This is a genomic window from Candidatus Paralachnospira sp. LCP21S3_A2 (assembly GCF_052118925.1).
Taxonomy (GTDB): Bacteria; Bacillota; Clostridia; order Lachnospirales; family Lachnospiraceae; genus Lientehia.
In genome coordinates, this window is record NZ_JBQKGG010000003.1 from 131,613 (window position 1) to 145,809 (window position 14,197).

Below are 14,197 nucleotides of genomic sequence, written 5' to 3' on the forward strand. Positions count from 1 at the left end.
AAAACGTCAGACAGTATGAAATGAAAAGGAGGAACATATGAAAAAGAGAAGCAGAAAACTTCTGTCACTGCTGCTTGTGCTGGTCATGGCCTTTGGCATGGTATCAGTTACATCGGCTGCGGAGTCCGGACAGATATCGGCAGCTGTTCAGAGTGACGAAGAAACGGCTACAGCTCCGGCACCAAAGTTTGACAGCTGGAATAACCTGAAAAACAGTTCAGCGACGTATTATGAAGCGGACGATGGTGCAGCAAAACAGCTGTGGGTAGAAATTAAGCGGGACAATTCATCCTATACGGTCGATACGCTGACTGTAAACTGGCAGGTTTCGGATGATGGAATCAACTTTACGGATATCGAAGACGCGTCTGCAGCATTCAATTCGAATCTGTACAGCTACTATACTCCGGATATTAAGGCGGGTGAGACGAAATATTACCGTGCGGCCGTAACAAACAAGGGGCTTACCGAGGGTATGACGCCGACGACGGTTTATTCGTATGTAGCAACAATTGTATTTAAAACCGGTGAACGTCCTGGTCTGCTGATCGAAAAGCCCATGCTGCGCCAGAGTGACGGAACTCTGATTTCCGATGCGACTGTATCAGCAATCCAGTTATACGGAGGAAATAATGCTCTTCCCAGAAAGATTACCGGTGTCGGAACTTATACGGGTGAGCTGGCGAGATTTTATGAAGGTACCTATGACACAGATAAGTATGCGTTCTGCGGATGGCAGATCGATGGTACTTTCTATTCCGGGACAGCCGATCAGGAGAGTGCGATCAATGCGGTTCCTACCGAGGCGAATGGCTGGAAGAGCTTTATAAATGGAGATGGCTGGTATTTCTCCATGTACCGTGAAACTTATAATTTAAAAAGTCAGTACCGGCTTCAGTTTGCAGGTGAAAAAGTCGATGAAGGTGCATTAAGCGTTCTTAAGGTAATCCCTGTCTTTGAAGCGAAGACAGATATGGCTTATAAGATCACCATGACAGATTCCACCGGAGGAAAGGTACAGCAGGTTCGTGCTGATGGTGAAACTCATACGCTGCGGGCAAAAGCGGATTCTCTGTATCAGTTTTCTCATTGGGAGCAGTCTTCGGACGGAGAGACCTGGACAGCCATCGAGGGCGGAACAGAAACTCAGGTAACTCTGACTGCGGATACTTTTTATCGTGCCGTATTCGAGAGCCCTTATAACGTCACCGGTCTGGAAGTGAAAGAGTATGCGCTCCCTTCCGAGGGGGATACCTGGTACCTGAATGTAGGAACGACTGTAGATCAGGCATTGCCGGATTACCTCATCGCAGCAGTTTCTGTTTATGATGGCGAGACGGCCGATGAGGAGCATCTGCTTGGAAGCTACAATGCCCGTCTTACAACAGATGAAACACAGATGACAAACAAGGTGAAGATGAAGAAACGTCCCTCCGGCAATAACGGAAAGATCCTTGTGGTCATGAACACAGCAACCGGTAAGACGGCACAGACCGTTTACCAGCTAAAGGGAACTCTGGACGCATCTGCATCAGAGACGACTGTTAACTCTGCAAAAGCATTTTTTGGAACAGAGCCGGCAGAGGTACAGCTTTCCGCATCCGGCGATCCGGCGGTTAAGAGTGTGTTCTGGTCCGGCGGAGACAGTACGCTTGGAACAAGCAATTCCAGTGTTGTTAATGAGCATACCGGTCTGGTTACATACAGCCCCTGGAATCAGAACAGATCTGTTGCCTATACGGTAAGGACCGGCGACGGAAGATACGCTGAAGTAAGCGTTTCCTATAAGATGACAGTTGCCAGCAAGATCAATGCGAACGTCCTGAAGGTTACTGCGGGGGAAACGAAGGAGTTTGATGCAGTCAATGTACCGAGCCCGCTTGACCGGGATCGGTATAAGGTAACGGCAGTCTCTTCCGACGAGGATATTTTTAAGGTTGAGATGGTAACAAAAACCGTAAATCCCTGGACGGCCAAAAATGCAGTGGTTCAGTACAAGATCACAGCTGTTAAAACAGGAACCGCGAAGCTGACCATCTCCACGAATTTCCAGAATAACCCGGTAATCTGGGAGTGTCCGGTGGTGATCCAGAGCGCCGATATTCCGGTAACCGGACTCACGCTTTCCACCAATAAGACGGAGCTGACCAGGGGCGACAGCATGACCCTGGAGGCAGCGGTTGTTCCGGAGACCTCCCTGACAACAATCACATGGGAAAGCTCCGATCCGAAGACGGTCAGCGTAGAAGACGGAAAAATCACCGGCCTGAAGACAGGAAGCGCAACGATCACAGCGACAGCGACCGATGCAAAAAATAATAAGGTAACAGCAACCTGTGAAGTAACCGTAACAAAACCAGTTTACAGTGTTGAACTTTATGTTCCGAAGAACACTGTTGGAGAGAACGGCCTGACTGTATATCCTACAACCGGAAAGGATGAATCCGAAAAGGACACCTTTGCGGCAGACAGTGCTGTTTCCGGCATCACCCGTGACACAGAAAGCAACCAGCTTTATGATATTTATGAGTTTACTGCTTCCGAAGGAACGTATTCCTACCGTGCGGTAAGCGCAGACGGAAAGAGCCTTGGCGGCGGAGCCTTCAGCTTCCCGAACAGCGCGGCAGCCTCCGTGGACGGAAAGACCGCCCGCGTGACCCTGCGACTTGCAGAGGTTTCCGCGTCAAACGAGTTTGGCGGCAGGAAAGCGGAAGCAAAGGATTTCATTGCAGGACTGACAAATGAAGTAAGCGCTGTGACCATGGGCGATGCGTATACCAACGCAGACGGTTATGCCGTTTACCCGGCGCTGATCAGCGTCAATGATTCCCAGACCTACTACATGACACTTGTTCCGTCCGCAGAATATCGGGCAGCACATAACCTTATGGAGTATCGAAAACAGGATGTGACCGCGGAAAAGGACGCATCTGTCCTGAAGCTTTCTGCAGAGATGGCAGCAGGCTGCTTCACTGTCAATGCACCGTCGGATGCAGAGGTTTTCATCTGTGAGCAGATGTCTGATGGGATCGTAAATGAATACAAGCCTGACGGAACCGCTGTACAGGAAGACGGAACCGTTGATTATCAGTTCCACATTGCGATCACAGACAAGATGTTCTACCGCGTTGCCGGCGATTCCTATGTAACTTATAACGGAACCGTGGCAGACGGCAGCACCGAGCGCAAGGTCGTAACCGCAGAGATGTTAAATCCCTCCGGTGCTTCCAAGACAACGATCGACCGGAACACAGCATCCAATGGCGGCGCAAACATGGGTGACCTGTACCTCAATGTAAACGCACAGGGTTATCTGAAGCTTGACGCCGGCAGCAGCTACCAGCTGAATGCACAGCGTAACTGGTGGGGCAGCAATGTTACCTGGGTTCTGGGCAAAGATTACCGTCTGATCCAGCCTGATTTCCATTATCAGGTCGTTGATCTGGACGGACAGGCAAGCGACAGTGTCATCAAGGTAAACAGCGACGGTACTGTGACCGCAGTAGGAGCAGGCACGGCGATCGTTCTGGTAACTTATGATTCCATGACCCTGAACTACCATGATGAGATCAAGTATTCCTACGACAATTACGATCCTAACGGTTTCTACGGTGCAATCTGGCCGGAGGATACCGGAGTATTTGTTGTTTCGGTTGACGCCGGAAACAGCGGCATCAAGACTGGAATGACACTCAATGCAGATCTGAACAAGGATACCAGCAAGGAAGCAGGCGCCGCCATTGATGCCGAGCTGGATCCCATTTACTTCACCGGTGACCAGGGTGAGTATCAGTTCACTCCGGAAACCGAGGGCGTGAGCGTATCTGTTGCCAACCCGACAATGGGTGCAAATTCGTTAAGCTTCAGTGGATTTAAGACACTGAGCGCCAACGAGGACGGAAGCTACACCGTACCGCTGACAAACGGCAGAAACATCGTCAAGGTTGAAAAGAACGGAAATGCCGAGTATCAGGTGATCACCGGAAAACAGATCTCTGTCAAAGTAAATGGAAAGTCTCTGGAGGATGCAGTGGTTGCCCCCGGTGAGAATGTATCTGTAACCTTTGATACGCTGTTCAACCCGGTAACAAGAATGAGTCTGTACAACACAGATGCAGCAGCCATGTACCGCAGCATCAGCGGCATGGACGGTAAGATTGCCGGAACTGCCCGCGGTTCCTACGGCTATTACTTCTTTGGTTCCACTGCGGAAAAGCAGACCATTACGAACCTGGTGGAAGAGGAAACCGATGCTTCCGGTTATAACAATCCGATCGTTAGTGTGAAGGATGCACTGACCGTTCCGGAGGATTTCCAGGGTGACCAGTTTGTTCTTTCCAATGGTACATTCAACGTAGCCGGATTCGGTGCCGACTTCGGCGGACACCGTGCCGGCGTAAAGACCTGGGGCAACTTATCTCCGAACACGCTGGCATACATGGGCAAGCTGCCGGATCTTTCCATCACCGTCGGTACTCTGGATAAGATTGAGGTAACGGCTCAGCCTTCCAAGACCGAGTACCATGTAGGCGAAGCATTTGATCCCGCCGGCATGACCGTAACTGCTTCTTATACGAGCAGTAACGGAACCATTACCAGAGAGATCGATGGCTATACATTCAGCCAGGATGCGTTTACTGAGGCAGGAGAGCAGAAGGTAACCATCACCTATACGCAGGGCAAGGAAACCAAGACAGCAGAAGTTGCTGTTCAGGTGAAGGAAGCACAGGTTGAGAAGATCGAGGTGACAACACCTCCGACCAAGACCGTATACCGCGCAGGCGATACCTTTGATCCTGCCGGCATGGTAGTAACGGCAGCTTACAGCGATGGTACCACCAGGGAAGTAACGGATTACACCGTTGCACCGACCACCATTGCAGCGGATACCGAGAGCGTTGAGGTAAGCTACAACGGAAAGACTGCTTCCGTTCCAATCCAGCTCAGCAAGGTGGCATCTATTGCAGTGACAAAGATGCCCGCAAAAACCGAGTACACCGAGGGTGAGCTGTTTGATCCTGCCGGCATGAGTGTGGAGATCACCTATCAGGACGGCACCATCGAAGAAACCACCAATTACAGCTATGCACCGACCGGCCATCTGACGACTGACGATACTGAAATTACCATTTCCTATGCCGGAGCAGATGCAGTTGACGGAATCGCAGCTGCAAAGATTGCGGTCACTGTAAACAAGAAGGATACGGATGACGGAGAATCTATTCAGGTAACGGTATCCTACAGCAGAGGCGGTGCATTTGTGTCTGGTTCCGAGGGAACGCTGTTAAGTAAAGCTCCTGTTACGGTATATGATACCAACGGTGATGGAAAGTTTACCATGAGCGACGCGTTCCGATCCATGCATAGGGAGTATTATAATGGCGGGACAGACGGTTATGCAGATACGGAAAGCGGCTGGATTACCAGGGTTTGGGGTGTTAACACCGGAATGGTATCGTATGTTCTGAACCACTCCTGGGTATTCGGCACTACAGAAGAAATTCATAACGGAGATGATATGGCACTGTATGAGTATGTGGATACGACCATGTATTCTGATCTGTATACCTACTTTGACAGCGATAGCTACACGGCTGATCCCGGTACAGCAACGACATTCACCGTAACCGGAGTGAGTGTCATGAACAGCGGCAAGTGGGACAATGAGAATGTCACCAACGTGATTGCCGCACCCGTCGGTGCGACCGTAACGGTTTATGACCATAACGGAGCTGTAGTGGAAGGTCTGACAGCGACCACCGATGAGAATGGACAGTTTACGCTGACCTTCCCGAAGGATGAGGTTTATACCATTGAGGTAAGCGGAATCTGTGATTATACCTGTGCAGGCTGGGCCGGATCTGGAAACACCACCTATAAGAGTGCTCCGGTTGTTCCTGCCCGCTGCAAGGTAACTGTCGGCAAGGGCGCAGGTCTTCTGGGCGATGTGAATGGGGACGGTCAGGTCACTCTGGCAGATGCCATCCGTTTGCTGGATCAGGTAACTGCCGGAGAAAATGACATACTGCTGGCAGTCGGTGATATGGACGGAGACGGTCAGATTACTCTGGTAGATGCCATTGCGCTGCTGGATTTTGTAACCGCAAACCAGAACTAAAAGAAATAATAGAAGAATAATAGAAGAATAATAAAAGAATAATAAAAGAAATCCCCGCCCGGTCCACCCTGGTCCGGCGGCAGGTACATACAGAAGCTGCCTGCGCCGAACCGGGGACGTGGACTGTGACGGGGATTCCTATATCGAAAGAAACGACAGATTATTCTTCCGAAAACTGATCTTTTCCAACGCTACACAGTGGACATTCAAAATCTTCGGGAACATCTTCCCACTTCGTTCCGGGTGCGATCCCTCCTTCCGGATATCCAGCTTCCTCATCATATTCCCAGCCGCATACATCACAAATATACTTCATAGTTGTGTCCTCCTTCAAAAAAATGATAATGATTACTGTTATTATATTTATATTATATAGGATAAAGCAGAGAATGTCAATGATTATTCACGGTAAAGCCTTGAAAGCGGCTGGAAGCCGGAGTTTATTGGCAGCGAAGTTGATTTGCGTATCAATATTTATCGAGGTCAGGTTGACGGCACTGTTGACCTCAATGATCTCAATAACGCCATTAAAGTGCCGGATACTATTGATAAAGTGCCGGATAGTGACAATGAAGTGCCGGATACTATGAAAAAAATGCCGGATAGTGAACAGGAACAACAAATCTATAAATATGTATTGGAAAATGGTTCTATTACTACTGCTGAAACAGTAGAGATTTTAGATGTAAAACATCGTAGAGCCAGAGCTGATGCCTCCTATTTCATCGCATACCCTTCGTCATACGGGATGTACCAGACTGGGTGAAAACAATGTCAATCCCAAAGTTATGCAGTATGTCATGGGGTGCTGGATGTCCAGTGGACATCCGTTTAGCACCGACCGTAGCGGAGCGAAGAACATTCAGATGCACAGATCACCATGAATGTCTATAATTATATTGCGGAAAAGTCTCATGTGGAGAATGAGATGTTTAAAATGAACCTGCCGGAAATCGTACCTGCTGTGGTATAAACCAGAAGTCGTTGCCGTAAAATGTGGTAAGAAAATCAGACGAATATATTTTTCCAAGAATTTATCGTAAAAATGTGGTCAAATCAAGAAAATCGAGTGCGAAAGTAAGTGAAAATCCCTGTGAAGCTACGCGATACGCCATGCACAGCTCGGGAATAAATCCCCTCGCTGTCGGGTTGTCGCCCTGTAAAATAGCAAAAAAAGACGTCCTCGCAAGTAAACTTGCAGGGCGTTATTTTTGCTGCTTTGCATGGCTCGCAGCGTTCACACAATCTTCACAAAAGAATTAGCACTCACCTCTTGACAGTGCTAATAATGTGTGTTATAGTTCGTGTAGAACAAAGAAATGGTAAGGAGGTGTCCTTATGAACATCAATAAATTTACCCAGAATTCCATGCTGGCTGTACAGAACTGTGAGAAGCTGGCTTATGAATACGGAAATCAGGAGATCGATCAGGAGCATCTGCTCTCCAGCCTGCTGACGCTGGACGACAGCCTGATTAAAAAGCTTCTGGTGAAAATGGAGATCCAGCCGGAATACTTTATGAACCGGGTGGAAGAAGCATTAAATAAGAAAGTAAAAGTGTCCGGTGACACGAAGCTTTATGTCAGCAATGATTTAAATAAGGTTCTGGTCAATGCGGAGGACGAGGCAAAGCAGATGGGAGACGAATACGTTTCTGTGGAGCATCTGTTCCTGGCGCTGATCAAATACGCCAATAAGGGTGTTAAGGAACTCTTTAAGGAGTTTGGGATCACCAGAGACCGGTTTTTACAGGTGCTTTCTACGGTCCGTGGAAACCAGCGGGTAACAACCGATAATCCGGAGGCAACGTATGATACCCTTGCGAAGTACGGAACCGATCTGGTGGAGCGTGCAAGAAAGCAGGAGCTTGACCCGGTGATCGGCCGTGACAGCGAGATCCGGAATGTGATTCGGATCCTGTCCAGAAAGACTAAGAATAACCCGGTGCTCATCGGTGAACCCGGTGTCGGCAAGACGGCTGTTGTGGAGGGCCTGGCGCAGCGGATCGTCCGCGGTGATGTGCCGGAGGGCCTGAAGGATAAGATTGTATTCTCCCTGGATATGGGCGCACTGGTAGCCGGTGCCAAGTACCGTGGAGAATTTGAGGAGCGTCTGAAGGCTGTTCTGGAGGAAGTAAAGAAGAGCGAAGGCAAGATCATCCTCTTCGTAGATGAGCTTCATCTGATCGTTGGTGCCGGAAAGACGGATGGCGCCATGGATGCCGGCAACATGTTAAAGCCCATGCTGGCGAGAGGCGAGCTGCACTGTATTGGTGCAACAACCCTTGATGAATACCGGAAATATATTGAAAAGGATGCAGCTCTGGAGCGGCGGTTCCAGCCCGTTATGGTGGATGAGCCGACGGTGGAGGACACCATCTCGATCCTGAGAGGGTTAAAAGACCGTTATGAAGTATACCACGGCGTAAAGATCACCGACTCGGCGCTGGTAAGCGCGGCGGTACTTTCCAACCGCTATATTTCCGATCGGTTTCTGCCGGATAAAGCCATTGACCTGGTGGATGAGGCATGCGCCCTCATTAAGACCGAGCTGGATTCCATGCCGACCGAGCTGGATGAACTCTCCAGAAAGGTAACGCAGCTGGAGATCGAGGAAGCAGCTCTGAAAAAAGAAACAGATAATCTGAGCCGGGAGCGTCTGACAGTGCTTCAGAAAGAACTGGCTGATCTGAAGGAAGAGTTCGGCCAGAAGAAGGCACAGTGGGATAACGAAAAGAATTCGGTGGAGAAGCTTCGGAAGCTTCGTGAGCAGATCGATGATCTGAACAGCAAGGCGGAAATCGCAGAGCGGAACCACGAACTGGAAGAAGCCGGACGGATTCGTTACGGCGAACTGCCGAAGCTGCAGAAACAGCTGGAGATTGAGGAAGAGAAGGTCAAAGGCGAGGATCTGTCGCTGGTTCATGAGGCCGTTACCGAGGACGAGATCGCACGGATCGTTTCCCGCTGGACCGGAATTCCGGTGGCAAAGCTCAACGAGAGCGAGCGGAATAAGACGCTCCATCTGGCAGACGAGCTTCATAAGAGAGTCATCGGTCAGGACGAGGGTGTGACCAAGGTGACGGAGGCCATTATCCGTTCCAAGGCCGGGATCAAGGATCCTACGAAGCCCATCGGTTCGTTCCTGTTCCTGGGACCTACCGGTGTCGGAAAAACGGAACTGGCCAAAGCGCTTGCAGCAGCTCTGTTCGATGATGAATCGAATATGGTTCGGATCGATATGAGTGAATATATGGAGAAATACTCCGTATCCAGACTGATCGGAGCGCCTCCGGGATATGTTGGTTACGATGAGGGTGGTCAGCTTACCGAGGCTGTCCGGAGAAAACCGTACTCGGTGGTGCTGTTCGATGAGATCGAGAAAGCACATCCGGATGTGTTTAACGTATTGCTTCAGGTGCTGGACGATGGCCGGATCACGGATTCTCAGGGCCGGACCGTGGACTTTAAAAACACGATTCTTATCATGACCTCCAACTTAGGCTCTTCCTATCTGCTGGAAGGTATTGATGAGGCCGGAAATATCCGTCCGGAGAATGAGAAGCTTGTCATGGATGAGCTGAAGAATCACTTCCGTCCGGAATTTTTAAACCGGCTGGATGAGATCATTATGTTCAAGCCGTTGACCAGGGACAACATCAGCCATATCATCAATCTGATGGTGGCAGATGTCAACAGACGTCTGGAAGACAGAGAGATTTCCATCCGTCTGACAAAGGCGGCGGAGGATTACATTGTGGAGCATGGTTACGACCCGGTTTACGGTGCAAGACCATTAAAGCGGTTCCTCCAGAAGCATGTGGAGACCCAGGCGGCAACGCTGATCCTTGCCGATAAGGTACGCGCCGGAGATACCATCGTGATGGATGTGAAGGATGGCACACTGACCGCTTCTGTGGAAGCTCACTAAGCAGGAAGGAGACGATCATGGATTTACCCAAGGATCCCATGATCCTGTTAAGCGTTGTGAATACGAAGCTTCGCGATTTTTATCCGACTCTGGAAGCGTTCTGCCGGGAGGCAGACGTTTCCGAGGCGGAGCTTCGGGAAACGCTGGCAGGAATAGAGTATGAATATGATCCGGAAACGAATCAGTTTGTTTAATGATTCATGGAACCGGTGGAATATTGACCGCATAGAATAGTATAAGGCTTCTTTTGGAGGACAAAGTTGCAGAAGCGCAGCGTGACAGTGATATTGGCGGCTCTGCTGACCGTAAGCCTGATCGGGGCTCAGAAGATCCGGCAGAACAGTGGGAGACAGGGCGAGAGCGTCTCGGAAGCGGCTGGCAGGAGACAGGATGCTTTGGAAGCAGCTGATCTGAAAAGTATTACAAAACTCAATACAGAAGTAAAGAAACAGGTGGCACTGACCTTTGATGACGGTCCGGGTCCTTACACAGATAAACTGCTGGAGGGGCTTCGGGAGCGGGAGGTCCGTGCCACTTTTTTTCTGATCGGGGAAAACCTGGCGGGGCGGGAGGAGACGGTGAGGCGCATGGTACAGGACGGACATCTGATCGGAAGCCATACCGATACGCATGTGGAGCTGACAAAGCTGCCGCTTCCGGAGGCTTTATCCGAAATTCGGCGTACCAATGAGAAAATTGAGGCTGTCACGGGAGTCCCGGTGGAATATATCCGTCCGCCCTACGGCTCCTGGAATCGGGAACTGGAGCAGGAGGTCTGGATGACCGAGGCAGGGTGGACAGTGGATCCCAGAGACTGGGAGGTAAAAAACACAGATACGGTAACTGCTCATGTGCTGTCCCATGTAAAGGATGGCAGCATCGTTCTGCTCCATGATATATATGAAACCTCGGTGGAAGCAGCGTTTCGGATTGTGGATGCCTTGAAAGAAGAAGGTTATGAATTCGTGACGGCAGATTTCCTGATACCGGATTAATCCTCTTTTTTCAGCCAGTCCAGCCATTCTCCGAGCTTTTTTTCGTAGCCGAGATCGGTGGGGTGATAGAAGGTCGTTCCGACCACTTCATCGGGCAGATACTGCTGTTTCACATAATGGTTCGGGAAGTTGTGGGCGTACTGATAATCCAGCCCATGTCCCAGCTTGGCGGCTCCGCTGTAATGGGAATCCTGAAGATGGGGCGGAACGGTTTTGATCTTTTCGGAAGCCACCCGCTCCAGGGCAGCATCAATGGCCATATAGCAGGCGTTGCTTTTAGGTGCACAGGCAACATAAATAGCTGCCTGAGATAAGGGAATCCTTGCCTCCGGCATCCCGACACGTTCTACCACCTGGGCAGCGGCAGCAGCTACCTGGATCGCCTGGGGATCGGCATTTCCCACATCCTCGGCCGCACAGATCATGATCCGACGGGCAATGAACTTGATATCTTCCCCGGCATAGAGCATGCGTGCCAGATAGTAAACAGCCGCGTCCGGATCGGAGCCACGCATGCTTTTAATAAAAGCGGAGATGGTATCATAGTGGTTATCCCCGGTCTTGTCGTAGCTGACAGCGCGCTTCTGGATACATTCCTGTGCCACATCGAGTGTAATATGGATCCTTCCGTCCTCATTTTTCGGAGTGGAAAGCGCTCCGAGCTCCAGGGCGTTTAACGCACTTCTGGCGTCTCCGCCGCAGATATCTGCGAGAAATGAAAGGGCTTCCTTGTCGGCAGTGACATTCAGCGCTCCCAGCCCCTTTTCCTTATCGGTCAAAGCTCTGATTAAAAGCTCTTCGATGTCGGCCGGCGTCAGGCTTTCCAGCTGAAAAATAATAGAGCGGGAGATCAGCGCACCGTTGACCTCGAAGTAAGGATTTTCTGTGGTGGCACCGATGAGGATCAGGGTTCCGTCTTCCACAAACGGCAGCAGATAGTCCTGCTGTCCCTTATTAAAGCGATGGATCTCGTCAATGAACAGGATCGTTTTCTTTCCGTACATACCGAGGGCGTCCTTTGCCCTGGAAACGACCTCCTCCATGTCTTTTTTTCCGGCGGAGGTGGCGTTGATCTGGGTAAAGGACGCTTTTGTAGTATTGGCGATGACACGCGCGATGGTGGTCTTTCCCGTTCCGGGCGGGCCGTAGAGGATAATCGAGCTTAGCTTATCGGCGGCAATGGCTCGGTAGAGCAGTGTTCCTTTACCGATAATATGCTTCTGGCCAACGATCTCCTCCAGGGTAGTCGGGCGCATGCGGGCGGCCAGAGGCGCCTCCTGCTTCTGGGTGGTTTGTCTCATATAATCAAACAGATCCATAACTGCCTCCTGTTGCATTCAAACATATGTTCTTGCAGACCATTATAGCGCATGAGGAGCAGGATAGCAAGATGAATTTAATATAGAATTTTCGAGCAGCTTCCCGGCATATCGCCGCTGCGGGAGTTAAAAAGCCTGTGGAAAAAATGTGCCTGCCGTGGTAGGATAGAAGAACAGAAAAATGGCGGGAGCAGAGCCTGCTTTTTGAAGAGGAGAACGGACGATGAGTAAATTTTATGAACCGGAGATTTTAAAGCAGGTGCAGCAGATGGAGCTGGAGATCCTGCGGGATTTCATGGATGTCTGCGAGGAGAACGGGCTTCGCTATTTTGGATTTGCGGGAACCGGAATCGGGGCGATCCGTCACGGCGGGTTTATTCCCTGGGACGATGACATTGATGTGGCCATGCCGCGGGCGGATTTTGAAAAGGCTATGGCGATCATTGAGAAGCAGTATGCCGACAAGTATTATGTCCTCAATACGGAGCATGATCCGGCATATCCGCTGATGACCACCAGACTGTGTCGGAAGGGTACGCGGTTTGTGGAAGAAGCGATTAAAGATGTAACCTGTAATTTCGGGATTTTTCTGGATCTGTATCCGTATGATAATCTGGCGGACGGTAAGTTTGCTTACAACCGCCAGGTCTGGAGTGCCTGGTTTTGGAGCAAGCTTCTGATCCTGCGGAGTATTCCCCACCCTTATATGAGCCTGACCGGCTGGAAGCGGTCCGCGGCACAGGGGATCTGCGGCTTTGTGTCCGGCGTCATGAAGCTGTTTCATATTTCGCCGCAGTGGCTGTACCGTCGCTGTAAAAACCAGTGCCGGAAGTATGAAAATCAGGAAACAAAGCGTATGGGCTTCCCCTGCGATACCGATCCCAACTGGAATACCATTGAAAAGGCGGAAACGTATCCGCTGGTACAGTATGATTTTGAAGATCTGAAATTGAACTTTCCGAAGAATATCGATGGAATGCTCCGGAATTTTTACGGAGATTATATGATACTGCCGCCGGTGGAGAAACGAAAGACGCACTATCCGTATATTCTTGATTTCGGGGATGGGGTAAATCGGGCGGAAGAGAAAAAATAATACAAAGAGGCAGCCGGCAGAGAAGGGGGGAATGTTGGACCGGCTGCCATAGGAAAATGTCAATGATTATAAAAACGGTGACTTCGGGAAGCTAAGAGAGATAGAGGGTGTCCAGGAGCCAGAGTCCTTCGGTGGTCCGGAAGATTTTTTCGCGGACGCTTTCGATGGCAGGGCGGGACTGGTTTTCCTCAAAAATGTTCACCAGAAAGTCGGCTTCTACCAGGATCTGATAATCCAGATCGCGGATATCATGGTATGTGTGATGATGACCGATCAGATAGCAGATCCGGTCGATCTGTGCTGCGGTGAACCCATATTTTTCAAGCATCGGAGCCGCGATAACAGGGCCTTCAAGCTCCTGGTAGTTTCCGGCGGAAGAATGATATTTTTCTTCGCTTGGCTTGATCCCGATGTCGTGCATGAGTGCTGTGATCTCCAGAAGAAACTGCATTTCATCGGAAAGCTTCTCGGAGAGTCCAATCTGTCTGGCAAAGGACCAGACCTTTAAAAAGTGATTGACTCTGGCGGGGGTTTCCCGATAAAAAGAGGTCATTTCATGAAGAATGGCGGTAAACTGATCTTTCTGAGTCATATGAAAAGCCCCTTTCTGTTCCGTTTCTTATAGCATACCATGAGATGAGGAAAAAATCCAAGTTTTTTTGCTAAAAAAATGGTTTTCTAGTGCGAAGTATGGCATTTTATGCTAAGATAAAGGAAGCAAACGGTACGGGTAAGGCAG

Annotated in this window: 9 protein-coding genes; 6 read left to right on the plus strand and 3 right to left on the minus strand. The window is 50.0% G+C overall.

Translation table 11 applies throughout. The features are described 5' to 3' along the window. Window positions 1-37 precede the first annotated feature (37 nt). Window positions 38-6,118, plus strand: coding sequence for a bacterial Ig-like domain-containing protein (locus ACTQ3K_RS03955; RefSeq protein ID WP_441565983.1), 6,081 nt, complete (start codon window positions 38-40; stop codon window positions 6,116-6,118). Window positions 6,119-6,278: 160 nt separating this feature from the next. On the opposite strand, the gene ACTQ3K_RS03960 is transcribed toward ACTQ3K_RS03955, so the two are convergent. Continuing rightward, window positions 6,279-6,434 carry a rubredoxin gene (locus ACTQ3K_RS03960; RefSeq protein WP_441565982.1) on the minus strand — a complete coding sequence of 52 codons (156 nt, stop codon included), beginning with the start codon at window positions 6,432-6,434 and terminating at the stop codon, window positions 6,279-6,281. Between the two features lie 144 nt (window positions 6,435-6,578). Here ACTQ3K_RS03960 and ACTQ3K_RS03965 point away from each other — a divergent pair, with 144 nt between their 5' ends. From ACTQ3K_RS03965 to ACTQ3K_RS03980, 4 genes are all read left to right on the plus strand, one after another. Beyond that, window positions 6,579-6,884 carry a hypothetical protein gene (locus ACTQ3K_RS03965; RefSeq protein WP_441565981.1) on the plus strand — a complete coding sequence of 102 codons (306 nt, stop codon included), beginning with the start codon at window positions 6,579-6,581 and terminating at the stop codon, window positions 6,882-6,884. A gap of 572 nt (window positions 6,885-7,456) precedes the next feature. Further along, on the plus strand, window positions 7,457-10,048 hold the full coding sequence (clpB, locus tag ACTQ3K_RS03970) for an ATP-dependent chaperone ClpB (protein WP_441565980.1): 2,592 nt from the start codon (window positions 7,457-7,459) through the stop codon (window positions 10,046-10,048). 17 nt (window positions 10,049-10,065) lie between these two features. After that, window positions 10,066-10,242 (plus strand): DUF4250 domain-containing protein, encoded by a 177-nt coding sequence (locus ACTQ3K_RS03975; RefSeq protein ID WP_441565979.1) that lies wholly within the window; start codon window positions 10,066-10,068, stop codon window positions 10,240-10,242. A gap of 66 nt (window positions 10,243-10,308) precedes the next feature. Next, window positions 10,309-11,043 carry a polysaccharide deacetylase family protein gene (locus tag ACTQ3K_RS03980; protein ID WP_441565978.1) on the plus strand — a complete coding sequence of 245 codons (735 nt, stop codon included), beginning with the start codon at window positions 10,309-10,311 and terminating at the stop codon, window positions 11,041-11,043. Here ACTQ3K_RS03980 and ACTQ3K_RS03985 read toward each other — a convergent pair. After that, window positions 11,040-12,362: a replication-associated recombination protein A gene (locus ACTQ3K_RS03985; protein WP_441565977.1), complete on the minus strand. Its 1,323-nt coding sequence runs from the start codon at window positions 12,360-12,362 to the stop codon at window positions 11,040-11,042. The two genes, ACTQ3K_RS03980 and ACTQ3K_RS03985, sit on opposite strands and share 4 nt — an antisense overlap. A gap of 223 nt (window positions 12,363-12,585) precedes the next feature. On the opposite strand from ACTQ3K_RS03985, the gene ACTQ3K_RS03990 reads away from it, so the two are divergent. Further along, complete coding sequence (locus ACTQ3K_RS03990; RefSeq protein ID WP_441565976.1) at window positions 12,586-13,458, plus strand: LicD family protein; 873 nt, start codon at window positions 12,586-12,588, stop codon at window positions 13,456-13,458. Window positions 13,459-13,549: 91 nt separating this feature from the next. On the opposite strand, the gene ACTQ3K_RS03995 is transcribed toward ACTQ3K_RS03990, so the two are convergent. After that, a complete protein-coding gene (locus ACTQ3K_RS03995) occupies window positions 13,550-14,050 on the minus strand; it encodes an HD domain-containing protein (protein WP_441565975.1) in 501 nt (166 codons plus the stop codon). Window positions 14,051-14,197: the final 147 nt, after the last annotated feature.